The 21955-nt window shown below is 71.5% G+C and carries 20 protein-coding genes; 8 read left to right on the forward strand and 12 right to left on the reverse strand.

Annotated elements, in window-relative coordinates:
* The first annotated feature begins 52 nt into the window (after nucleotides 1-52).
* From ACH4G3_RS01665 to ACH4G3_RS01675, 3 genes are read left to right on the forward strand one after another with little or no spacing between them, the layout of a single operon-like run.
* Nucleotides 53-1366 (forward strand): ABC transporter substrate-binding protein, encoded by a 1314-nt coding sequence (locus ACH4G3_RS01665; RefSeq protein ID WP_397622561.1) that lies wholly within the window; start codon nucleotides 53-55, stop codon nucleotides 1364-1366.
* Entirely contained in the window at nucleotides 1366-2316 is a 951-nt protein-coding gene (locus ACH4G3_RS01670) for a carbohydrate ABC transporter permease (protein ID WP_397622562.1), read from the forward strand. Before ACH4G3_RS01665 ends, ACH4G3_RS01670 begins: the two co-directional genes overlap by 1 nt.
* A complete protein-coding gene (locus ACH4G3_RS01675) occupies nucleotides 2313-3143 on the forward strand; it encodes a carbohydrate ABC transporter permease (RefSeq protein WP_397622563.1) in 831 nt (276 codons plus the stop codon). The genes ACH4G3_RS01670 and ACH4G3_RS01675 overlap by 4 nt, the downstream gene beginning before the upstream one ends.
* Nucleotides 3144-3188: 45 nt before the next feature.
* Here ACH4G3_RS01675 and ACH4G3_RS01680 read toward each other — a convergent pair whose 3' ends face one another.
* From ACH4G3_RS01680 to ACH4G3_RS01690, 3 genes are all read right to left on the reverse strand, one after another.
* Nucleotides 3189-4478, reverse strand: a complete 1290-nt coding sequence (locus ACH4G3_RS01680; protein ID WP_397622564.1) for a ribonuclease D — start codon at nucleotides 4476-4478, stop codon at nucleotides 3189-3191.
* 186 nt (nucleotides 4479-4664) lie between these two features.
* A complete protein-coding gene (locus tag ACH4G3_RS01685) occupies nucleotides 4665-5327 on the reverse strand; it encodes a response regulator transcription factor (protein WP_003993737.1) in 663 nt (220 codons plus the stop codon).
* A gap of 323 nt (nucleotides 5328-5650) precedes the next feature.
* On the reverse strand, nucleotides 5651-6325 hold the full coding sequence (locus ACH4G3_RS01690; RefSeq protein WP_354750083.1) for a DUF3000 domain-containing protein: 675 nt from the start codon (nucleotides 6323-6325) through the stop codon (nucleotides 5651-5653).
* Between the two features lie 101 nt (nucleotides 6326-6426).
* Between ACH4G3_RS01690 and hemE the strand changes: the two genes are divergently transcribed.
* A complete protein-coding gene (gene hemE / locus ACH4G3_RS01695; RefSeq protein WP_354750081.1) occupies nucleotides 6427-7494 on the forward strand; it encodes a uroporphyrinogen decarboxylase in 1068 nt (355 codons plus the stop codon).
* A gap of 101 nt (nucleotides 7495-7595) precedes the next feature.
* On the opposite strand, the gene ACH4G3_RS01700 is transcribed toward hemE, so the two are convergent.
* From ACH4G3_RS01700 to ACH4G3_RS01730, 7 genes are all read right to left on the reverse strand, one after another.
* A complete protein-coding gene (locus tag ACH4G3_RS01700; protein ID WP_397622565.1) occupies nucleotides 7596-8558 on the reverse strand; it encodes an ornithine carbamoyltransferase in 963 nt (320 codons plus the stop codon).
* 67 nt (nucleotides 8559-8625) lie between these two features.
* Nucleotides 8626-9633 carry a 2,3-diaminopropionate biosynthesis protein SbnB gene (gene sbnB, locus ACH4G3_RS01705; RefSeq protein ID WP_397622566.1) on the reverse strand — a complete coding sequence of 336 codons (1008 nt, stop codon included), beginning with the start codon at nucleotides 9631-9633 and terminating at the stop codon, nucleotides 8626-8628.
* 37 nt (nucleotides 9634-9670) lie between these two features.
* Complete coding sequence (sbnA, locus tag ACH4G3_RS01710) at nucleotides 9671-10633, reverse strand: 2,3-diaminopropionate biosynthesis protein SbnA (RefSeq protein ID WP_397622567.1); 963 nt, start codon at nucleotides 10631-10633, stop codon at nucleotides 9671-9673.
* Nucleotides 10634-10663: 30 nt separating this feature from the next.
* On the reverse strand, nucleotides 10664-11893 hold the full coding sequence (locus tag ACH4G3_RS01715; RefSeq protein WP_397622568.1) for an MFS transporter: 1230 nt from the start codon (nucleotides 11891-11893) through the stop codon (nucleotides 10664-10666).
* A gap of 49 nt (nucleotides 11894-11942) precedes the next feature.
* Nucleotides 11943-13016, reverse strand: a complete 1074-nt coding sequence (locus ACH4G3_RS01720) for a Gfo/Idh/MocA family protein (RefSeq protein ID WP_397622569.1) — start codon at nucleotides 13014-13016, stop codon at nucleotides 11943-11945.
* A 59-nt stretch (nucleotides 13017-13075) separates the two neighbouring features.
* Complete coding sequence (locus ACH4G3_RS01725) at nucleotides 13076-13960, reverse strand: HAD-IIB family hydrolase (protein ID WP_397622570.1); 885 nt, start codon at nucleotides 13958-13960, stop codon at nucleotides 13076-13078.
* A gap of 4 nt (nucleotides 13961-13964) precedes the next feature.
* On the reverse strand, nucleotides 13965-15335 hold the full coding sequence (locus ACH4G3_RS01730) for a DegT/DnrJ/EryC1/StrS family aminotransferase (protein WP_397622571.1): 1371 nt from the start codon (nucleotides 15333-15335) through the stop codon (nucleotides 13965-13967).
* 612 nt (nucleotides 15336-15947) lie between these two features.
* Between ACH4G3_RS01730 and ACH4G3_RS01735 the strand changes: the two genes are divergently transcribed.
* The 3 genes from ACH4G3_RS01735 (at nucleotide 15948) to ACH4G3_RS01745 (ending at nucleotide 17813) form a co-directional block, all read left to right on the forward strand.
* Nucleotides 15948-16718 carry a helix-turn-helix domain-containing protein gene (locus ACH4G3_RS01735; RefSeq protein WP_397623354.1) on the forward strand — a complete coding sequence of 257 codons (771 nt, stop codon included), beginning with the start codon at nucleotides 15948-15950 and terminating at the stop codon, nucleotides 16716-16718.
* On the forward strand, nucleotides 16708-17346 hold the full coding sequence (locus tag ACH4G3_RS01740; protein ID WP_397622572.1) for a LysE family translocator: 639 nt from the start codon (nucleotides 16708-16710) through the stop codon (nucleotides 17344-17346). The genes ACH4G3_RS01735 and ACH4G3_RS01740 overlap by 11 nt, the downstream gene beginning before the upstream one ends.
* Before the next feature lie 137 nt (nucleotides 17347-17483).
* The gene (locus ACH4G3_RS01745) at nucleotides 17484-17813 is read left to right on the forward strand and encodes a hypothetical protein (protein WP_354750065.1); all 330 of its coding nucleotides are present in this window, start codon (nucleotides 17484-17486) and stop codon (nucleotides 17811-17813) included.
* Nucleotides 17814-17912: 99 nt separating this feature from the next.
* Here ACH4G3_RS01745 and ACH4G3_RS01750 read toward each other — a convergent pair whose 3' ends face one another.
* Both ACH4G3_RS01750 and ACH4G3_RS01755 read right to left on the reverse strand, forming a co-directional pair.
* Nucleotides 17913-19304: an FAD-dependent oxidoreductase gene (locus tag ACH4G3_RS01750; RefSeq protein ID WP_397622573.1), complete on the reverse strand. Its 1392-nt coding sequence runs from the start codon at nucleotides 19302-19304 to the stop codon at nucleotides 17913-17915.
* 27 nt (nucleotides 19305-19331) lie between these two features.
* Nucleotides 19332-20333, reverse strand: a complete 1002-nt coding sequence (locus ACH4G3_RS01755; RefSeq protein ID WP_397622574.1) for a DUF4349 domain-containing protein — start codon at nucleotides 20331-20333, stop codon at nucleotides 19332-19334.
* A gap of 157 nt (nucleotides 20334-20490) precedes the next feature.
* Between ACH4G3_RS01755 and hemG the strand changes: the two genes are divergently transcribed.
* Nucleotides 20491-21954, forward strand: coding sequence for a protoporphyrinogen oxidase (gene hemG / locus ACH4G3_RS01760; RefSeq protein ID WP_397622575.1), 1464 nt, complete (start codon nucleotides 20491-20493; stop codon nucleotides 21952-21954).
* Nucleotide 21955 lies beyond the last annotated feature (1 nt).

Consider the following 21955-nt stretch of genomic DNA (forward strand, 5'->3'; position numbering starts at 1 on the left):
CCGCACGTGCTCTTCCGTCCCGAGTTCCTCTCCGCGAACGGAGCTGATGCACATGAACCGCCGTACCGTCCTCGCCCTCGCCGTGGGCGCAGCCCTGCTGGCCTCCGGCTGTACCGGCACCGGAGGCACCTCCAAGGGCGCGGATGCCGAGGCGCCCGACGATCCCGCCAAGGTCGAAGGGACCATCACCGTCCTCACCCACCGGACCGACCTCGTGCAGGACGGGACGATGAAGAAGTACGCCGCCGAGTTCAACAAGACCTACCCCAAGGTGAAGGTCGAGTTCGACGGCCTCACCGACTACGAGGGCGAGGTCAAGATCCGGATGAACACGGAGAACTACGGCGACGTCCTGATGATCCCCGCAGTGATCGAGAAGAAGGACTACCCGAAGTTCTTCGCCTCCCTCGGCACTCGGTCCGAGCGCGGCAAGAAGTACCGCTTCACCGACTACTCCACCGTCCAGGGCAAGGTCTACGGGCAGAGCCCGATCGGCGTGGTCCCGGGCTTCGTCTACAACAAGAAGGTCTGGAGCGCGGCCGGCGTCACCGACTGGCCCACGACCCCGGCCGAGTTCCTCGACGACCTGAAGGCGATCAAGGCCAGGACCGACGCGGTCCCGTACTACACCAACTTCAAGGACATGTGGCCGCTGACCCAGTGGACGAACGTCAACGGCTCGGTCGGCTGCGACACCCGGGCCACCACCCGGCTCGCCGAGGGAAACCCGTGGGCGGCGGGCGCCGACCTCCGGGTCGGTGACACGCTGCTCCACGACATCGTGAAGTCGGACCTGATCGAGAAGGACCCGACGACCACCAACTGGGAGGCATCCAAGCCCAAGTTGGCGAAGGGCGAGATCGCCACGATGTGGCTCGGCTCCTGGGCGATCGTGCAGATGCAGGACGCGGCGAAGCAGGCGGGCACCGACCCGGCCGACATCGGCTTCATGCCGTTCCCCGCCCAGAAGAACGGCACCTTCTGCGCGGTGACGTCGCCCGACTACCAGCAGGCCGTCAACGTCAACTCCGACCACAAGGCCGCCGCCCGCGCCTGGATCGACTGGTTCACCGACAAGTCCGGCTACGCGGACGCCAACCTCGCCCTCTCGCCCCTCAAGGACGCCCCGCTGCCCGACGTCCTGGGGCCGTACGAGGAGGCGGGTGTGAAGCTCCTCGACATCGACGACACCAAGGGCGCCGAGGTGAAGTCCATCGACAACCAGTCCGAGGTAGGCATCTACAAGCCCGACTACCGCCAGGAACTCGTCGACCTCGCCCGCGGCGCCCGCAAGGGCAGCCTGGACGACTTCCTGACCGGGCTGGGCGAGAAGTGGACCGAGGCGCGGCAGAACCTGGGGTCCTGATGACCGAGATCACCCGGAAGGCGGCGCGGCCGGTGGGGCCGGCCGCGCCCGCCGGGCCGACACCGCCGTCCGCCGCGCGCCGGCCGCGGCGGTGGCGGGGCGTGACCCCCTGGCTGTTCCTGATCGCCCCGCTCGCCCTGCTGGTCGCCTTCACCTACGCGCCGATCGTGAACATGGTCGCGTACAGCTTCACCGACTGGGACGGCGTCAGCCCCGAGCTGCAGTACACGGGCGCCGAGAACTACACCGAACTCTTCACCCGGCCCGAACTGTTCGAGGTGTTCTTCGTCAGCGGCTACTACCTCGCCGCGTCCGTGGTGCAGATCGCCGCCGCCCTCTACTTCGCCACCGTCCTGAGCTTCAACGTCCGCTTCCGCAGCTTCTTCAAGGGCGTGCTCTTCTTCCCGTACCTGATCAACGGCGTCGCGATCGGCTTCGTCTTCCTGTACTTCTTCCAGGACGGCGGCACCCTCGACGCGATCCTGAGCCTCTTCGGCCACGACGGCGACCGCGCCTGGCTCGGCACACCCACCTCCGCCAACGTCTCCCTCGCCGGCGTCTCCGTCTGGCGCTACCTGGGCCTGAACTTCGTCCTCTTCCTCGGCGCGATCCAGTCCATCCCGGGGGAGCTGTACGAGGCGGCCGAACTGGACGGGGCGAACCGCTGGCAGCAGTTCCGCCACATCATCGCGCCCGGCATCCGGCCCGTGCTGAGCCTGTCGGTGATCCTGTCCGTGTCCGGGTCGCTGTCGGTCTTCGAGATCCCGTACATCATGACCGGCGGTGCGACCGGCACCGAGACCTTCGTGATCCAGACCGTGAAGCTGGCCTTCCAGTTCAACAAGACGGGCCTCGCCTCGGCGGCGGCCGTCGTACTGCTGCTGATCATCCTGGCGGTGACCTGGGTGCAGCGGCGCCTCGTCCCGGACGACAAGGTGGACCTCGTATGACGCGCCGTGCCGTGGCCCGTGCCCTCGTGTACCTGTCGCTGGTCCTCGCGACGCTGGTCGTGCTCCTGCCGCTCACCGTGGTCTTCCTGACCTCGCTGAAGACCTCCGGGGAGATGGCGGACGACAGCGGCGCCCTCACGCTGCCCGACGACCCGCTCAACTTCGACAACTACGTGACGGCGTTCCAGGACGGCCGGATGCTCTCGGCGTTCGGCAACACGGCGGTGATCCTGGTCGTCGCCATCGGGGGCACGGTCCTCATCGGCTCGATGACGGCGTACGCCATCGACCGCTTCCGGTTCCGCTTCCGGAAGCTGGTCCTGGCCCTGTTCCTGGTCGCGGCGCTGGTCCCCGGGGTGACCACCCAGGTGGCCACCTTCCAGATCGTGAACAGCTTCGGGATGTTCGACAGCCTCTGGGCGCCGATCGCGCTCTACATGGGCACGGACATCGTGTCGATCTACATCTTCCTGCAGTTCGTACGGGCCATTCCCGTCTCACTGGACGAGTCGGCCCGCATCGACGGCGCCAACGCCTTCACCGTCTACCGGAAGATCATCTTCCCGCTGCTCAAGCCCGCGATCGCGACGGTCGTGATCGTGAAGGGGATCAACGTCTACAACGACTTCTACATCCCCTTCCTCTACATGCCCTCCGAAGATCTTGGCGTGATCTCGACGTCCCTGTTCCGCTTCAAGGGCCCCTTCGGAGCCCACTGGGAGACCATCTCGGCAGGCGCGATCCTCGTCATCGCGCCGACCCTGATCGTCTTCCTGTTCCTGCAGCGGTTCATCTACAACGGTTTCACGCAAGGTGCCACGAAGTAAGCGACTGAGCCCGCGGCCGCCGTACGACGCAAAGCTCTGCGGCGGCTAAGCCTCCTTCGCGGACAGAGCCTCCACCAGTACGGGCGTCACCAGCTCCACCTGCCACGGCCGAGCACCATGCCCGGCGAGCGCGGCCCCCACGGACTCGGCGTCCACCACCGCCGGCGGTTCCCAGCACACCCGCCGGACGGTATCCGGCGTCATCAGGTTCTCCTGCGGCATGGCGAGCTCCTCGGCGAGCGCCGAAACCCCGGCCCGGGCGGCGCTGAGGCGGGCCGCGGCCGCAGGATCCTTGTCGGCCCAGGCCCGCGGCGGCGGAGGACCGGTCACCGGCTGCCCCGGCTGCGGCAACTGCGCCTCGCTCAACGCCTTCGCCCGGTCGACGGCCGCCTGCCACTGCTCCAGCTGCCGCTTGCTCATCCGGTGGCCGAAGCCGTTCAGCGCGGCCAGCGCGTGCACGTTGGCCGGAATCGCCAGCGCGGCCTCCACGATCGCCGCGTCCCCGAGCACCTTGCCCGGCGAGACGTCCCGCCGCTGCGCGATCCGGTCCCGGGTCTGCCACAGCTCCCGTACGACGGCCAGCTGCCGCCGTCGGCGCACCTTGTGCATACCGGACGTACGCCGCCAGGGGTCCTTGCGCGGCTCCGGCGGCGGGGCGGAGGCGATCGCGTCGAACTCCTGGCGGGCCCACTCCAGCTTGCCCTGCCGGTCCAGCTCCTTCTCCAGCGCGTCGCGCAGGTCGACGAGCAGCTCGACGTCCAGCGCCGCGTACCGCAGCCAGGGCTCGGGCAGCGGCCGGGTCGACCAGTCGACGGCGGAGTGCCCCTTCTCCAGGACGAAACCGAGGACGCCCTCGACCATCGCGCCGAGGCCGACCCGGGGGAACCCGGCGAGCCGCCCGGCCAGCTCCGTGTCGAACAGCCGCGTCGGCACCATGCCTATCTCACGCAGGCAGGGCAGGTCCTGGGTGGCGGCGTGCAGTACCCACTCGACGCCGGACAGGGCCTCGCCCAGGGCGGACAGGTCGGGGCAGGCGACGGGGTCGATGAGAGCCGTTCCGGCGCCCTGGCGGCGCAGCTGGACCAGGTAGGCGCGCTGGCCGTAGCGGTAGCCGGACGCCCGCTCGGCGTCGACGGCGACCGGTCCGGAGCCCGCCTCGAAGGCGGCGATCATCCGGGCCAGGGCGGCCTCGTCCGCGATCACGGGCGGAATGCCCTCACGCGGTTCCAGCAACGGGATCGGCGCCTCCGTAGCAGAAGATCCGCCGTCGTCCGGAGGGGCGCCTCCGGTGGTTCGCAGTGAGCTGTCTGCTGCGGTCTCGTGGGCGTCGGTCACATGTCAAGGGTATCCGTGTATGGACAGAGCCCGTCGACGGAACGTTCCGTCGACGGGCGCCCAGGGGTCGCAAACCAGTCAGGTCGGGGAAGTGTCGGGTGCGCGAACCGTGAGTGACATGAGCGGGACCCGCAGCCGGTCCCGGTCACGTGAGTGAATGATCACAAAAGGTCATCGTGGAGTGGGTCAGTGAATGATTCCGGTACGCAGGGCCACCGCGACCATCCCGGCGCGGTCACCCGTGCCGAGCTTGCGGGCGATGCGGGCGAGGTGGCTCTTGACGGTCAGTGCGGACAGGCCCATCGAGACGCCGATCGCCTTGTTCGACTGGCCCTCCGCGACCAGCCGCAGCACCTCGACCTCGCGGCCGGACAGCTCGCGGTAGCCGCCCGGGTGGCTCGGGGCACCCGGGGGGCGGCGGTGCAGGCGCGCGGCGGCGGCGCCGATGGGAGCGGCACCCGGCCGGGTGGGGAGCCCGACGTTGGTGCGGGTGCCGGTGACGACGTAGCCCTTCACACCGCCGGCGAGCGCGTTGCGCACGGCGCCGATGTCGTCGGCGGCGGAGAGGGCGAGCCCGTTGGGCCAGCCCGCGGCGCGGGTCTCCGACAGCAGGGTGAGGCCGGAGCCGTCCGGCAGGTGGACGTCGGCGACGCAGATGTCGCGGGGGTTGCCGATGCGGGGACGAGCCTCCGCGATGGACGAGGCCTCGATGACATCGCGCACACCGAGCGCCCACAGGTGGCGGGTGACGGTGGAGCGGACGCGCGGGTCGGCCACGACCACCATGGCGGTCGGCTTGTTCGGGCGGTAGGCGACCAGGCTTGCGGGCTGCTCGAGGAGAACGGACACCAGGCCTCCTGGGGTGCGGGACGGGACCGGCTCGTGGGGTTTAAGCCGGGACGAACCGTGCTTTCAAGGTCACAGTCGTCTTCGGCACCCAGCCCGTCCGCCTTTAGAGAATGATCACGAATCGGTGATAACAATCCGTACAATTCGGACATGCGGTCGATCATTCGAAGGCCGGACGGTTTCGGTCTGCGTCGGTACGCGGTCGAAAGTGGCCGTATCGACAAAGTGATTCGGCCAAGAGGGGGACGCAGGTGTGATCGTCGGCAGGGCATGGTTGACCGCCCCGTACAGGTTCGATCAGTACGGGGTCGGCACAGGTTCGATCAGCGGGACTGCGGGCCCCGCCGCTGCGGCAGCGTCACCACCGACGCGTCCCCCGGCCCGGCCGGCGGCAGCCCCGCGACCTGGGCGAGCAGATCGCACCAGGACGCCAGGTGCGCGGCCGTGTCCGGGACCCCGCCCAGGCCCTCGCGCGGCGTCCAGGAGGCCCGGATCTCGATCTGCGAGGCGGCCGGGCGCGCGGACAGCCCGCCGAAGTAGTGCGAACTCGCCCGCGTGACGGTGCCGCTCGGCTCCCCGTACGTCAGCCCGCGCGCCTGGAGCGCGCCGGTCAGCCAGGACCAGCACACCTCCGGCAGCAGCGGGTCCGCGGCCATCTCCGGCTCCAGTTCCGCGCGCACCAGCGTCACCAGCCGGAACGTGCCCTGCCAGGCGTCGTGCCCCGCCGGGTCGTGCAGCAGCACCAGCCGGCCGTCGGCCAGGTCCTGGTCGCCGTCGACGACCGCGGCCTCCAGCGCGTGGGCGTAGGGAGCGAGCCGCTTCGGCGGGGGCGTCGGCTCGACCTCGATCTGGGGCCGCAGCCGCGCCGACCTGAGCGCGTCGACGGCGGCCCGGAAGGGCAGCGGGGCGGTGTCCGCCTCCCGCCGGTCTTTCTCGGTGTCCTTCGCTTCGTCCATTCCGCCAGCGCCGTCCGACAGTCGTCCCTGAGCCGCAGCCATGCCGGAAGATTACGGGGACCGGAGCCCGGGTGCCGGGCTAGACACCCCGCGCCTGCCCAGGGGCTGGATCACGCCCATCGGGGGCGTGCGAAACTTGGCCCGTGAGTGCCAATGACGCCCCCCGGGCCCAGCAGCCGTCCGCCACGTACGACTCAGCCTTCCTCAAGGCCTGCCGGCGCGAGCCCGTGCCGCACACGCCGGTGTGGTTCATGCGGCAGGCCGGGCGCTCACTGCCGGAGTACCGCAAGGTCCGCGAGGGCATCGCGATGCTCGAGTCCTGCATGCGGCCCGAACTGGTCACCGAGATCACGCTCCAGCCGGTGCGCCGGCACGGCGTCGACGCGGCGATCTACTTCAGCGACATCGTCGTCCCGCTCAAGGCCATCGGCGTCGACCTCGACATCAAGCCCGGTGTCGGCCCCGTCGTCGAGCGCCCGATCCGCACCCGCGCGGACCTCGCCCAGCTGCGCGATCTGACCCCCGAGGACGTCTCCTACGTCACCGAGGCCATCGGCCTGCTCACCCGCGAACTCGGCAGCACGCCCCTGATCGGCTTCGCCGGCGCCCCCTTCACCCTCGCGAGCTACCTCGTCGAGGGCGGCCCGTCCCGCACGTACGAGAACGCCAAGGCGATGATGTACGGCGACCCCGAGCTGTGGGCCGACCTGCTCGACCGCCTCGCGGACATCACGGCCGCGTTCCTGAAGGTCCAGATCGAGGCGGGCGCCTCGGCGGTCCAGCTGTTCGACTCCTGGGCCGGGGCGCTGGCCCCCGTCGACTACCGGCGCTCGGTGCTGCCCGCGTCGGCGAAGGTCTTCGAGGCCGTGGCCGGTTACGGCGTCCCGCGCATCCACTTCGGCGTCGGCACCGGCGAGCTGCTGCGGCTCATGGGCGAGGCCGGCGCGGATGTCGTCGGTGTCGACTGGCGCGTCCCGCTCGATGAGGCCGCCCGCCGCGTCGGGCCCGGCAAGGCGCTCCAGGGCAACCTCGACCCGACGGTGCTGTTCGCCCCGACGGAGGCCGTCGAGGCGAAGACCCGGGAGGTCCTGGACTCGGCGGCGGGACTGGAGGGCCACGTCTTCAACCTCGGTCACGGCGTCATGCCGTCCACGGACCCGGACGCGCTGACGCGGCTGGTGGAGTACGTGCACACGCACACGGCGCGCTGACGCGGCCCGGGGCGCGGGCCGCACCCACCCCGCGTCGGCCCCGCGCACGTCCACACGGAAACCGCCCGCTGACGGCCCGGGCCCGCCCGGCACCGGAGGTGTCAGTTCCCGGCCGCCCACTCGAGTGCCGCCATGGCGCTGGTGAGCTTCATCCGGGCCTGGATCCAGGCCACGGACCGCTCTCCGTCCAGCACCCCGGCCGCGACCTCGTCGCCGCGGTGCGCCGGCAGGTCGTGCAGGAACCAGGCGGCCGGCCAGCGGTTCATGAGGGCCTCGTCGACGTGGAAGGGGCGGAACGTCTGCCGCCAGTGCGCGTCGCCCTTGCTGGTGCCGGTCGTCTGCCAGCGCGTGGTGTAGACGAAGTCGACCTGGTCGGGCAGCTCCTCCATGGAGTGCGACTCGACCACCTCCGTGCCGTGCTCGGCGCCGCGCTTCGCGGCCTCCTCCAGGACGTCCGCGGGGAGCCCGTACCCGGGCGGGGTGGCGAAGGTGACCCGGCAGCCGGGGACGTGCGACAGCCCCTGGGCGAGGGCGGTCGCCGTGTTGTTGCCCTCTCCGACGTACAGCACCCTGACGCCTTCCAGGCCGCCCCTGACCAGGGAGATGGTGGCCAGGTCGCAGATGCCCTGGGTGGGGTGCTCCTCGGTCGCCATGGCGTTGATCACCGGGATGCCTCCGGAGCCGGAGAGCGTGCGCAGCTCGTGGAGCGGGCCCGAGGTCCGGGCCACCAGCAGGTCCAGCATGGAACCGAGCACGCGACCGGTGTCCGTCAGCGACTCGCCCGTGTTCGTCTGGAGGTCGTCCGGACCGAACGTCACGGGCGTACCGCCGAGCTTGATGGCGCCCGCCGTGAACGCGGTGCGGGTCCGGGTGGAGGTCCGGGTGAACAGGACTCCGACCGTCCGGCCGTCCAGCGGCCGTCCGCCGGCCTCCGGGTCGTGGTGGAAGTCGCAGGCGCGGCGTGCCAGTCGGTGCACGGTCTCGGACGTCAGTTCGCCGAGGGAGAAGATCCCGCGCTCCGGACGGGGAGCGGGCGGGCCGGGCAGGAAGCGGGCGGGCTGCATGGCTTGTCCTCTTTCGGAAGGGGCGGTGACGGGCGCGAGCGGATGACGGGTGGCTGCGACCCGGCGGCTACCAGCGCCGGGTCTCCCCGAAGAAGTCCTCGATGACGGTGTGGGAGTTGGTCTCCACGGCCTTCTGGTAGACGAAGGCGCCGACCGCGAGGTCCAGGACGCCGAGTCCGAACGGCGAGAAGACCAGGGGCTTGTCGTCTGCCGCCACGGCGTCCCCGCGCATGACGTCGGCCAGCGTCCCGGTGATGAAGTCGCGGTGGCCGTACTTCTGCTCGGCAAGATGCACGGAGGTGTCGGCCTTGAGGCAGTGCTCGACGTCGTCGACCACGTTGTACGACTCCGCGATGATCTCCGGGGCGATGTCCCGCAGCGAGATGTTCAGCACCACCTGGCCCGGGGCGAAGGAGCCCGGATCGACGATGTGCGGCACGGCGGCCGTGGTGGCGAGGACGACGAGGTCGGCCTTCTCCAGCTCGGCCGGCAGGTCGGACACCACCTCCGAGGCGTACCCGAGCCGGGTGGAGGTGTGGTCGGCCAGCGCCGCGGCGTACTCCGGGCTGCGGTCGTGGACCGCGACGCTGTCGAAGGTCCAGCCCCGGGCGGCGAAGAACTCCGTGATGTTGCGGGCGATGATGCCGCCGCCCACCAGGAGGACCCGCCGGGCGGCGGTGCCGCCCGTGAGCACCTCGGCGGCGAGCACCGCGGAGGCCGCGGTGCGGGCGGCGCTGATCTGGGACGCCTCCAGCACCGCGAAGGGGTAGCCGGTCGTGTAGTCGTTGAGCAGCAGGGCCGCCGAGGCGCGGGGAACGCCCCGCTCGATGTTGCGCGGGAAGCTGGAGATCCACTTGATCCCCGCCAGCCCGTGCTTGCCGCCGAGATAGGCGGGGAGGGCGATGATCCGGCTGTCCGGCTTCTCCGGGAAGCGGAGGAAGTAGCTGTCCGGGTTCACCGTGTCCCCGGCCCGGTGGGTGAGGTAGGTCTCCCTGACCTCGCTCACGATGCCGGGACGGTGGTCGGCGATGATCTGCCGGGCCGTTCGGCCCCCTATGACGCTGAATTCGAACATGCTCTGTTCCTGTTCTCCCAAGACGGTGTTCGCGGGTTCAGCCGGCCGTTTCCAGGGCGGCGGGGGAGTAGTGGCCGATGACCCATTCGTCGCTGTAGACGGTCTGGAGGTAGCGGTCGCCGTTGTCCGGGGAGATCGCCACCACCCGGGACCCGGAGGGGATGTCCGCGCGCAGCCGCTGCACACCCGACAGCACGGCTCCGGTCGATCCGCCGAGGAGCAGCCCCCGTTCGGCCGCGAGCCGGCGGCACATGCGGATCGCGTCCGCCTCGGGCACCAAGACGGTCTCGTCGGCCTGACCGGGACGGAAGATCTCGGGCCGGCGGCTGGTACCGAGTCCGGGGATGCGCCGGGGGCCCGGAGGGAAGCCGAAGGTGATCGACCCTGCCGTGTCCACGGCGACGATCCGGGTGCGCGGCGAGTACTGCCGGAAGTACCGGGCCACGCCCATCAGCGTCCCGGTGGTGCCCGCCCCGACGAACAGGTGGTCGACCGTGGGGAACTGCTTGATGATCGAGGGTGCGGTCGTGTCGTGGTGCGCCTGGGGATTGGCCTGGTTCGCGTACTGGTTCGGCCACACCAGCGAGGGGTGCTCGCGCAGTCGGGCCGCGATGTAGTCGATGCGGGACTGCAGATAGCCGCCGCAGGCGTCCCGTTCGCCGACCAGGACCACCTCGGCTCCGAGGGCTCGCATCAGCGCCTTGCTCTGCTGCGAGGTGTTCGGGTCCACCACGCAGGTGAAGGCGTACCCACGGGCGGCGCAGACGGAGCTGAGCGCGATGCCCAGATTGCCCGACGAGGACTCGATGACATGGCCGCCGGGGACGAGGGCGCCGCTGTTCTCGGCGGCCTCCACGAGTCCCACCGCCGTTTTCAGTTTGATCGACCCGGCCGGGTTCAACCCCTCCATCTTCAGGGCGAGTTCCACTCCGGGGATGAAGCCGGTGAGATCGAGGAAAATATCGTCGAGTATGACGTCGCTGGCGTTCTCGTACAGCATGGCAGCCTCTCACGTGAGCGAGTTCGCGGTTCAGGAGGGCGAGCGGTCCCGGGTGGCCCGGATCAGCCACCAGGTGGCCGCGAGGCAACCGGCCGCGGGCAGGGCCAGCAGCACCGGTACGGCGTCGACACCGGCCAGTTCGATGCCCTTGCCCAGCACCGGCCCGGCGGCCACCCCGCCGATCATCGAAGCGGCGATCACATAGGCCCCGGCCCGCCGCGCCCGCGGCACCGCCCGGGACAGCCACGGCAGCCCCGTCGGGAAGATCGGCGCGTGGAAGAGGCCGACACCGGCGTACGCGTAGGGCGCCGCCGCCGGGACGAGGGCGAGCAGCAGGCAGACCACCATGCCGACGGAGCTGACGACCATGATCGTCTGCACGGACCAGCGCAGGGTCAGCGGTGCGACCAGCAGCCGTCCCACGGTCACCATGAGCCAGAAGGCCGAGGTCGCCGTGGCCGCGGTCGCCGCGTCGTGCCCGACGGACTCCAGATGCGTCGGCTCCCAGCCGCCCACCCCGGTCTCCACCGCCACCATCAGGACGTACAGCACGATGAAGACCGAGACGACCAGGGCCACCGAGGCCCGCAGCCCGGGAGTCCCCGCCTCGCTCTCCTCGCTCTTCTCGCCTTCCTCGCCTGACGGCGACGGGGCGGGCGCCTCCCCGCCCTCGCGCACGCCGCGCTGCGCCAGCACCAGTGCGGCGGACAGCGCGGCGAACCCGGCGAAGACGGCCGGGTACTCGCCCGGGCCCAGCAGTCCCAGAAGCGCGGGACCGCCCACGGCACCGAGGCCGTAGGCCGCGCCGATGATGTTGAGCATGGCCGGGCTGCGGCGGCCGAACCCCACCGAGAACAGCTGGTTGAGGCCGTAGTCGATGCCGCCGAAGCCCACCCCGGTCACCAGCGCGCAGGCCAGCGCCCACGGCCAGGCCGGGGCCAGCGCGAAGCCGGCCCCGCCGAGAGCCATCAGCGCGTACGAGGCGGACAGCAGCGTTCTGTTGCCCAGCCGCCCGTGCACCCGGTTGAGCAGCAGCACACCGGCCACGCCGCCGACGAAGTGAGCGCTCAGGCTCAGCCCGGCGGCGGCCGGCGACAGGCCGAACTCGGTGCGGAACGCGGGGATCGCCGGACCGTACAGCGCCTGAAGGGCCCCGATCAGGGCGAAGCCCACGCACGACGCGACGACGGCGAACGGACTGAACAGGGGCCGCGCCACGGTGGTGCGGGGTGGCGCGGCCTGCGCCGAGGTCCCGGTCAAGAGACGTTCCTCTTCCCTGTCGCGCCCCTGCCGTGTGCGTCGCGCGGTGTCACGAGGTCACCGAAGGGGCGAGCGCGTCCTGCTGGTCGCCCGCCAGCAGGCGCTCCAGCACCCGCTGGCTGCGCAGCCCGTCGCCGAAGCAGGCCAGGGCGCTGTCGGCGCTCCGCGCGGTGCCGGTGTCCCGCGCGGTGACCGCGTCGCGCCACTCCCGCAGCTGGTGCCGGAAGGTGTCGCTCCAGCCGGGCACCTCACCGGGCGGAGAGGCGAGCGTCTCCTCGCGGGTGAACGTGCCCTGTTCCCAGGTGACACGGGACTTCAGGAAGTAGGTCGTGTCGTCCTTGGAGTGGTAGTACAGCTCCTTGCGGTCGCCGATGATCTTCAGCGAGAAGCCGAGCTCCTCCGGCAGCGAGGACTTGGAGGTGACCAGGTTGAAGAAGGTGCCGTTCTCCAGACGGCCGGTGACGAAGGCGTAGTCGTCGACCTGGACGTCCTGACCCTCCTTCTGCGGCACGTTGACCTGGAGCTTGGTGCGGCAGCTCGTGCTGTCGACCGGGCTGTCGAAGAGGCGGTCGAGCATGTCGACCAGATGCACGCCCAGGTCGCCGAGGGAGCCGCTGGTGGAGCGGCCCAGGGCGCTGTCCCGCCAGGTGAAACGGGAGCGGGTCAGGGCGCTGCCGCGCCGGAAACCGGCCTCCACGAAGAGGATGGAGCCCAGCTCCCCGCTCCGTACCAGGTTCCTGATCTCGCCGATGGCCTCCAGATAGCGGTAGTTGAAGCCCATGGCGCACACCAGGCCGCTCTCCTCGGCCAGCGCGGTGATGCGCTCGGCCTCCGCCACCGTGGTGGTCATCGGCTTCTCGCACAGCACGTGCCTGCCGTGCCGGACGGCCTCCTCGGCGTAGTCGGCGTGCGTGTGGTTGGGCGAGGCGATGACGACGGCGTCGACGTGCCGGTACAGCTCGGTCGTCGAGGAGAAGACGGGGCAGCCGAAGCGGTCGGCCAGCTCCGCTGCCTTCTCCGGCAGCACGTCGTACACACCGGCCGGTACGACGCCGGGGACGGTCTCGGCGGCGCGCAGGTGGGCGACGGCGATGCCGCCGGCGCCGATGATTCCTATCTGCATGGTCTGCCTCTCTCAGTGACGGCCCTCCGGTCCGGACCCGCCGGACCGGGGGAAGCGGTTCAGCGGCGGAGGTGGTGACGGAAGGCGGTGAGCAGGGCCTGGGCGTGCGGGTGCGGCGACACCTGCGGGAAGCGGCTCCTGGCCTCGGGCGTGCAGTTGGCGACGAGGTAGCCGTGGCCCACGGCGCCCAGCATCTCCAGGTCGTTGCCGCTGTCGCCGAACGCGAGGGTCCGCTCCGGCGCGACGCCGAAGCGGGCGCACAGGTTCCGGACGACGTTGCGCTTGCCGCACACCGGCGGGAGGAAGTCGACGTCGTAGCAGTCGGCGGGGTCCCCGGTGGCGGGGTTGCAGCGGCTGATGTTGAGCCCGAGGCCGTGCTCGCGGGCGAGGTCGCGCACGAGGCCGAGGCTCTGCTCGTCGCGCCGCGGGTCGCCGAGGGAGCGGAAGTAGTAGTTGACCAGGAACTCGGTCGGCTTCCCGGTGTGCGGGGCGTTCTGCGGGAACAGCTCGACCCCGTGCCGGGCCAGACTGTCCACGGCCTTCGTGACCCGGTCCCGGTCGAATCCGCTGTCCCGCAGCAGTTGCCGCCACTCGGGGTCCGGGCGGGCGACGCCGTCGGGGAAGAACGTCAGCTCGGTGCCCAGCGCGCCGGCCACGAAGTGCGGCAGGACACGGGCGCCGCAGCGCGCCATCTTCTCCCGCACGGAGGCCAGCGAGCTGCCGGTGACCCAGCCGAACAGCAGACCGTGCTCCACGGCCTCCGTCAGCAGGAACTCCTCCAGCGCGGCGAGGTGGGCCCGTTGCCCAGGGGTCGCGGCATGGGCCAGGTAGGTCTCGTCGAAGTCGGAGAACGCGGCCCAGCCCACCGCCTCCGGCAGGCGCAGGTGGGGTGGCGGGCCGGGGGCCGGGTGGCCGGTGGTGCCGAACGGCAGGGTGTCGGTCATGCCGTCACCGGACCCGGCGCGTCGCCGCGTACAGGGCTTCGACCACGCGGTCCTGCTCGCCGAGGGACAGACCCGCGTGCAGTGGCAGGTGCAGCACCCGGTTGTGCAGCCACTCGGTCCGCGGCAGGTGCGCCTGTCCGAAGAGCCGCTCGCGCACCGGTGTCTCCTGCCGGTGCGTCAGGACGGGGTAGTAGACGTCCGACTCCACCCGGCTCGTCCGCGCCAGGTCCTCCAGCAGCGCGTCGCGGGCGGCCGCGCCGCCGGCCGGCAGCACGGGGAACAGGTGCCAGGAGTGGTCGGGAGCGAAGGCGGGCGCTTCGAGCACGCCCTCCTCGACGAGGGGGCGGAGCGCGTCCACGTAGCGCCGCGCGAGATAGGTGCGCCGCAGCCCGCGCAGACTGGTCCAGGGCAGCAGGGCCAGACCGATCGCGGCCATGGTGTTGTCGATGCGCGCGTTGAGCCCGAACGCCTCGCACTTGACGTTCTTCCGGCCCGGCTCGAAGCCGTGGTAGCCGATCACCCGGCAGCGCTCGGCGATCTCGGCCGAGCCGGTGACGACGGCACCGGCCTTCCCGCACAGCCCGACGTTCTTGTACGGGTTGAAGCTGAGGGCGGCCGCGTCGGAGTACCGCCCCACACCGGTCACCCCGAGTGCCTGGCAGGCGTCCTCGACGATCCGCAGACCGTGCCGGTCGGCGACGGCACGCAGCCCCGCCATGTCGGCGAGCTTGCCGTACAGATGGACGGGAAGGACGGCCACGGTACGCGGAGTGATCAGCTCCGCCACCGACTCCGGGTCCAGGTTCCCGTCGGGCCGGGTCACGTCCGCGAGCACGGGCACGGCACCGCAGGCGAAGACCGCGTTCTCGGTGGCTGCGAAGCTGTTGGCCGGCATGATCACCTCGTCGCCCGGCCCGACCCCCACCGCACGCAGAGCGATCACGAGCGCGTCGGTCCCACTGCCGGTCGCGACGGCGCAGGGCAGGGCCAGGTAGTCGGCGACGGCGTCCTCGAAGGCGGTGACGGCGGGACCGCTGGTGAACTCGCAGCTCTCCAGCACCCGCGTGAAAGCGTCGGCGGCGGCGCTCTTCTCCTCCGGCGACAGGAGCCGCTCCTTCGGCAGGAAGGGGACCCCCGCCGCACGCGACGGCTCGGGGAAGAGGGGAGCGACGAGCGTGTCGGGATGCACGGGAGCGGGGGAGGAGTCCCAGGACGAGAGAACCTTCGCCAGCTCCTTGTTGGCGAGGGTGTCCCGCACGGGGTGGGCGGTCCGCACGCCCCGGGCGAGGTCCTGGACCACCCGGTGCAGACTGCTGCTGTCCCCGGGGAGGGGGGAGCCGGTGAACGTGCCGGGCTCGGCGGTGGCGACGGTCATGCGTACTCCTGGGGTTCGAAGCGTGCGAAGGGTTCGAAAGGTCTGGGCAGCGGATAATCCCTGCGCGGACGCATGTCTAAGGGCATGCGGAATGCTGCGGACAATCGGTCGCCGGCTGCCCCGTTGGCGAGCAGGAATAGCGAACGGACGTGAACTGAACTGCGCGGTGAATGTCGCGCGGAATGCGGTATGGAATCCGGTTCTCAGGCCCGGACGGATCGTATGCAACTGTTCCGCGATGGATGGCTGAGCGGCACACGTCGGTGATGCTGTCAGCGGCCGACAACGTCCGTCAACCGGCAGCTTTTTGCCGTTCCTTTGCAGTCCTGGAATTCCCGCAAGAGCACCTCGGAACGGGGCGGGCGACCGGTCGAGAACCGGCAAATTTCTGCCGGTTCTCCGGTCTTGCCGCGCCGAGCAGGGCATATGTCCCCGAGCGGACTCCGTGTGCCGGCGTGACGCCCTTCACTTTTCGCAGTCCCGCTTTCGCGAGTCAGTCCCGGCCTTGTTACGGTGTGTTCTCCCGGCGATACGCAGAGGGAGTGTTTCCGAGCAGTGTCACGTCGCGCCCAATCTGTTTCTTCCGTGTCGGACAACACGTGCGGCACCGGTGTGCTGCCCGATCTGTTGCGTGCTTGGCGGGTGGAAGCGGGAAGCAAAATGAACAGGGGAAGACCGTTACCCCAAAAAGAAGTAGCCGACCGCATGGGTGTGAGTGAACGCTGGTATCGGAATCTCGAGACCGGCATGCGCGTACCGCTCTCCACCGAGGTGCTCGAACGCCTTTCCCAGGCTTTGCTGCTCGGCCCCGACGAACGCATGGCGCTGTACGGGCACGCGCTCGCCGGTGCCGGCGGACAGTCGGACGAGGACGAAGGCCCGCCGGATTTCATGGACGAGCTGGCCGTACTCGCCTCGGCGCAGACCGAATTCCCCAGTTACCTCACCGACCGGGCGTGGAACGTCCTCGACCACAACGCGGCCATGGCCCACTGGTTCCCCTGGGTCCGTGAACCGGGAGCGAACCTCATGCGCTGGGCACTGACCACCGCCACGGCCCGCGAGCAGATCGTGGACTGGCCACGGCACGCCGTGCAGTACCTCGCCCTGCTGCGTTTCGCGCTGGTGACCCGTCCCGACGACGAGAACCTCACCGCGCTGCGCGACGCCGTCCTGGACGCCCCTGTGTGCCGCGGACTGTGGGACCGCAGCCCGAAGGTCCTCGCCTACCGGCACGGGCACCGCTACGAGCTGCGCCTGCCCCACGTATCCCCCGAGACGATCACCGTCACCTCACAGGTCCTGCTCCCCGCCTACCGGCAGGAGCTCCGTTACGTCCTGCTGCTGCCCACGGAAGGATCCCCGCACGGCCATGGCCCCTGACTCCGCACTGTGGTCCTTCGTCCTGGTCGTCGGGCTGCTCACCCTCACGCCGGGCATCGACACCGCGCTCGTTCTGCGAACCGCCGCGCTCGGCCGCCACCGCAGGGCCTGGGGCGTGGTCCTGGGAGTTCAGACCGGCGTCCTGGTGTGGGGCGTCCTCACCTCCCTCGGGCTCACGGCCCTGATCACCGCCTCCCGGGCGGCGTACGAGATCCTGCGCTGGGCGGGCGTCGTGTACCTCCTGTGGCTCGGCGGACGCATGCTGGTGGACACGCTGCGCCACCGGGGCTCGACGGCCGGGGACACGCCCGGCGAGGTGACCGTGCGCAACAGCCTGGGGGAGGGGTGGCGTCAGGGCGCGTTCACCAACCTGCTCAACCCCAAGGTGGGCGTCTTCTACGTCGCCGTGCTGCCGCAGTTCATCCCCGCCGGCGCACCGCACTTCACCACCGGCGTGCTGCTCGCCTTGGTGCACATCGCCCTGGGCCTGGTCTGGTCGGCGGCCCTCATCGGCTGCGCCCGCGCCCTGCGCGTCCGGCTCCAGAGTCCCGCGGCACGCCGCGTGCTGGACCGGATCACGGGCACGGTCATCGTCGGACTGGGGCTGCGGCTGGCCATGACCGGCTGACGGGCGGTGAGCACACCGCACGAGTCGCCGGTGAATCGGGTGCGGCGGTGAACGCGGTCGCCCGGCCGTGCGTATGTCTCGGCAACCGCCCGCGGCGCGGGGAAGGCGGGTCGCGGGGCCGACGTGAGGAACAGGCGATGAACGACCGAGTTACTCCTCCGATGCACGCCCTGCCCGACGGCGAGGCGGAGCTGACGCTGGTGGTGCGGCTGCCGTGGGAGGACGTGGCCCGCCTCGGCCAGGAGGCCGGGCGGCTGGCGGCCCAGATGCGGCGGCCCGTGACGCTGGAGGAGGCGGTGAGCCACCGGTTGCGGTCGTCCAGGGTGGCCGCGCACGCGAAGCCGGCGGGGGAGCAGCCGCCGGCGGTTTCGGCGTCGGCGTCGGTGTCGTCCTTGCCGTCCCGGCCGCCGGCGGAGCAGGCGAGGCAGGCCATCGACCGGATCACCGGGACGGCTGGGACCGCGTAGGGGGCTCGCCGTAGGGGTGCGGGTTCGTCGCCGGGTGCGGGCTCGTTGTGCTTCCTCGCGCAGTTCCCCGCGCCCCTGAAGGCATGGCCCGTCCGCCGCTCACGACGAACTGCGCACCTTTGCCGCTGCCTTGCGGGCCGCGACCAGTACCGGGTCCCAGACGGGGGAGAACGGCGGGGCGTAGCCGAGGTCCAGGGTGGTCATCTGTTCCGCCGTCATGCCTGCCGTGAGGGCGACCGCCGCGATGTCGACCCGCTTGCCCGCGCCCTCCCGGCCGACGATCTGGACGCCGAGGAGGCGGCCCGTGCGGAGTTCGGCGAGCATCTTGACCGTCATGGGGGAGGCGTTCGGGTAGTAGCCCGCGCGGCTGGTCGACTCGATGGTGACCGCCTCGAAGCGCAGGCCCACGCGGTGGGCGTCCTTCTCGCGCAGTCCCGTGCGCGCGATCTCCAGATCGCAGACCTTGCTGACGGCCGTGCCGACCACGCCCGGGAAGGTGGCGTAACCGCCGCCCGCGTTGGTGCCGATGACCTGGCCGTGCTTGTTGGCGTGGGTGCCGAGCGCGATATGCCGCTCCTGGCCGGAGACCAGGTCGAGGACCTCGACGCAGTCGCCGCCCGCCCAGATGTCCTCGTGCCCTCGCACCCGCATCGAGCGGTCCGTGAGGAGGCCGCCGTGCGTACCGAGAGGGAGGCCTGCCGCCTTCGCGAGGGTCGTCTCGGGGCGGACGCCGATGCCGAGCACGACGACGTCCGCCGGGAAGTCGCGGTCCCGGGTGGCCACCGCCCGGACCCGGCCGTCGTCCCCCGTGCGGATCCCGGTGACCTCGGCGTCGTTCACCATCGTGATGCCCAGGCCCTCCATGGCCTTGTGCACCAGGCGGCCCATGTCGGGGTCGAGGGTCGACATGGGCTCGCTGCCGCGGTTGACGACCGTCACCTCGTAGCCGCGGTTGATGAGCGCCTCGGCCATCTCCACGCCGATGTAGCCCGCCCCGACGACCACCGCGCGGCGGCCACGCGTGCGTGCCAGCGTGTCGAGCAGCGCCTGGCCGTCGTCCAGCGTCTGCACGCCGTGCACCCCGGGGGCGTCCATGCCGGGCATGTCCGGCCGGATCGGCCGGGCGCCGGTCGCGATCACGAGTTTGTCGTACGACGTCCAGGACCCGGCGCCGGAGTCGACGTCACGCGCGCGTACCCGCCGCCCGTCGAGGTCGATGTCCGTGACCTCGGTGCGCAGCCGCAGATCGATGTCCCGCGCGCGGTGCTCCTCGGGGGTGCGGGCGATGAGCCGGTCCCGGTCGGTGACGTCACCGCCCACCCAGTACGGGATGCCGCACGCCGAGTACGACGTGAAGTGACCGCGTTCGAACGCCACGATCTCCAGCTCGTCGGGGCCCTTCAGACGGCGGGCCTGCGACGCCGCGGACATCCCCGCGGCGTCGCCGCCGATCACGACCAGTCGCTCCCTGCGCGTACGGCTCATGTTCATGCGAACACGCTACGGGAGCAGGGCATTTCAGTCCTGCTCGTCAGGCTCGTCAGGAGTGCGCGCGGGCGTGGACCGCGGGGCCGGCCGGGCCGTCGGCAGCGGGCCCAGGGCGCTCGTGGCGGGCGCGGGGCGCGGGCGGCGCGGGAGGCGGGGGCGTACGACGCGCAGCCAGAGCAGCGCGAGCAGGGCGGCCACCGCCGCGAACGGCAGGACCGCGCCGAGGGCCACCGCGAGCCAGCGCAGCATCGTCACGAACGCGCTCCAGCCGCCCGCGACCGCGTCCACGAACCCCGGGTTGTCGTCCTTCGCCTCCTTCTTCACCGGGGTCTCGGACAGCGACAGGGTGATGGTGGCCAGGCTCGTGCGGTCCTTCAGGGACTCCTGGCGCGCGAGCAGCGCCTCCAGGTCGGCCTGGCGGGTGCTCAGCTCGCCCTCCAGGGTCACCACGTCGCTGAGCTTGGTGGCCCGGTCCATCAGCTCGCGGATCCGGGCCACACTCGCGCGCTGCCACTTGATCCGGCTCTCCACGTCCACGACCTGGTCGGTGACGTCCTCCGCCTTGGCGCTGCGGTCGAGGAGCTTGCCCGCGCCCTCCAGCTCGGTGAGGACCTCGTCGTACTTCTCGACGGGGACGCGCAGCACGACCCGGGTGCGCTCGCGCCCCTCCCCGTCCCGGGTGGTGGTCTCGTTGCCGACGTAGCCGCCCGCGTTCTCGGTACCGGTGCGGGCCTCCTCCAGGGCCTTCGGGACGTCCTTGACCTGCACGGTCAGTGAGGCCGTGCGGATGATGTGACTCGTGGGGAGCTTCGGCGGGGCGGTCGCCCGGGCTCCGCTTCCGGCACCGCCGGGGGCGGCCTCGTTCGCGCCGGCCTTGTCGTTCGCGTGCGGGGCGGCGACTCCCCGGTCGGCGGCGGTGCTGCCGGCGGAGTCCTCTCCCGCGCCGCTGCATCCGGTGAGCGCGAGGGCCGCGGCCAGCAGGAGCGCGGCGAAGGCAGGGGCGGGGTGGCGGGCGGTTCGTCGTGTGCGCATGCGGGCATCCCCCGGGATCGGTTCGGCTGACGTTTCTTCGACGCCCGGGAGGTGCCGGACGTTTGGTCCTGGACGGTTCCGATGCGGTCACGGTCGGGACTCGTGAAGGACACCGGGGCACGGAAGCGCTGTCAGTGGGGTCTGAGAGGCTGGGGGCATGCGCGAAGTTCAAGCCCGTGCGGGCGCGGGGCAGGTCGTCGTCATCGGGGCGGGTATCGCGGGACTGGCCGCGGCGCACCGGCTGCTGGAGCGCGGGGCGCGGGTGACCGTGCTGGAGGCCTCCGACCGGGTCGGCGGCAAGCTGCTGCCCGGGGAGATCGCGGGCGCGCGCGTGGACCTCGGTGCCGAGTCGATGCTGGCCCGCCGCCCCGAGGCGGTGGCGCTCGCCCGGGAGGTGGGCCTCGCGGACCGGCTCCGGCCGCCCGCGACCGCGACGGCCTCGATCTGGACCCGGGGCGCGCTGCGCCCGATGCCCAAGGGACACGTGATGGGCGTGCCCGGCACCGCCGCGGCCCTGTCCGGCGTGCTGTCCGACGAGGGCCTCGCCCGCATCGGCCGCGACGCCGAGCTGCCCCGCACGGAGGTCGGCGAGGACGTGGCCGTCGGGGAGTACGTGGCGGCGCGCCTCGGCCGCGAGGTCGTCGACCGTCTGGTGGAGCCCCTGCTGGGCGGTGTGTACGCGGGCGACGCGTACCGCATCTCGATGCGCTCGGCCGTCCCGCAGCTTTTCCAGGCCGCCCGGAGCCACACCTCCCTGACGGAGGGAGTCCGCGAGATCCAGGCGAAGGCGGCCGCCGCCCAGCAGACCGGGCCGGTGTTCATGGGCCTCCAGGGCGGCGTCGGCACGCTGCCCCTCGCGGTGGCGGAGTCGGTGCGGGCACGCGGGGGCGAGATCCTCACGGGGACGCCGGTGACGGAGCTGAGCCACAGCGCCGCGGACGGCGGATGGCGCGTGGTCGCGGGTGAGCGGGTGGTGCACGCGGACGCGGTGGTGCTCGCCGTCCCCGCCCCCGTCGCCGCCCGGCTCCTGCGCGCGCAGTCCCCCGGGGCCGCCGCCGAGCTCGGCGCCGTCGAGTACGCCTCCATGGCCCTGGTCACCCTCGCCTACCGCCGCGCCGAGGCGGGCCTGCCCGAGGGCAGCGGCTTCCTCGTGCCGCCGGTGGACGGGCGCACCATCAAGGCGTCCACGTTCGCCTCGCAGAAGTGGGGCTGGATCGCCGACGAGAACCCCGGCCTCGTCGTCCTGCGCACCTCCGTCGGACGGTATGGCGAGACGGAGATCCTCCAGCGCGACGACAGCGAGCTCGTGGCGGTCTCCCGGCACGACCTGGAGGCGGCGACCGGCCTGGACGCCACACCCGTCGCCACCCGCGTCACCCGCTGGGACGACGGCCTGCCCCAGTACCCCGTCGGCCACCACGCGCGCGTGGCCCGCATCCGCGAGCACGTGGCGAAGCTCCCGGGGCTCGCCGTGTGCGGCGCGCAGTACGACGGGGTCGGCATCCCGGCGTGCATCGCGAGCGCGTACGCCGCCGTCGACCAGATCCACGGTGACCTGCGGGGTGTGGAGGAGCTCACCGCCCACCCGGTGCAGAGCCTGCACGGCGGAGCGGGAGAATGAG

The organism is Streptomyces afghaniensis (assembly GCF_044327915.1).
Taxonomy (GTDB): Bacteria; Actinomycetota; Actinomycetes; order Streptomycetales; family Streptomycetaceae; genus Streptomyces; species Streptomyces afghaniensis.

Coding starts and splice junctions, on each gene's coding strand:
- ACH4G3_RS01665 (WP_397622561.1), top strand. CDS start 53: ATGAACCGCCGTACCGTCCTCGCCCTCGCCGTGGGCGCAGCCCTGCTG.
- ACH4G3_RS01670 (WP_397622562.1), top strand. CDS start 1,366: ATGACCGAGATCACCCGGAAGGCGGCGCGGCCGGTGGGGCCGGCCGCG.
- ACH4G3_RS01675 (WP_397622563.1), top strand. CDS start 2,313: ATGACGCGCCGTGCCGTGGCCCGTGCCCTCGTGTACCTGTCGCTGGTC.
- ACH4G3_RS01690 (WP_354750083.1), bottom strand. CDS start 6,325: ATGGCTGCGGCTCAGGGACGACTGTCGGACGGCGCTGGCGGAATGGAC.
- ACH4G3_RS01700 (WP_397622565.1), bottom strand. CDS start 8,558: ATGCAGCCCGCCCGCTTCCTGCCCGGCCCGCCCGCTCCCCGTCCGGAG.
- sbnB (WP_397622566.1), bottom strand. CDS start 9,633: ATGTTCGAATTCAGCGTCATAGGGGGCCGAACGGCCCGGCAGATCATC.
- sbnA (WP_397622567.1), bottom strand. CDS start 10,633: ATGCTGTACGAGAACGCCAGCGACGTCATACTCGACGATATTTTCCTC.
- ACH4G3_RS01720 (WP_397622569.1), bottom strand. CDS start 13,016: ATGCAGATAGGAATCATCGGCGCCGGCGGCATCGCCGTCGCCCACCTG.
- ACH4G3_RS01725 (WP_397622570.1), bottom strand. CDS start 13,960: ATGACCGACACCCTGCCGTTCGGCACCACCGGCCACCCGGCCCCCGGC.
- ACH4G3_RS01730 (WP_397622571.1), bottom strand. CDS start 15,335: ATGACCGTCGCCACCGCCGAGCCCGGCACGTTCACCGGCTCCCCCCTC.
- ACH4G3_RS01740 (WP_397622572.1), top strand. CDS start 16,708: ATGGCCCCTGACTCCGCACTGTGGTCCTTCGTCCTGGTCGTCGGGCTG.
- ACH4G3_RS01745 (WP_354750065.1), top strand. CDS start 17,484: ATGAACGACCGAGTTACTCCTCCGATGCACGCCCTGCCCGACGGCGAG.
- ACH4G3_RS01750 (WP_397622573.1), bottom strand. CDS start 19,304: ATGAACATGAGCCGTACGCGCAGGGAGCGACTGGTCGTGATCGGCGGC.
- ACH4G3_RS01755 (WP_397622574.1), bottom strand. CDS start 20,333: ATGCGCACACGACGAACCGCCCGCCACCCCGCCCCTGCCTTCGCCGCG.
- hemG (WP_397622575.1), top strand. CDS start 20,491: ATGCGCGAAGTTCAAGCCCGTGCGGGCGCGGGGCAGGTCGTCGTCATC.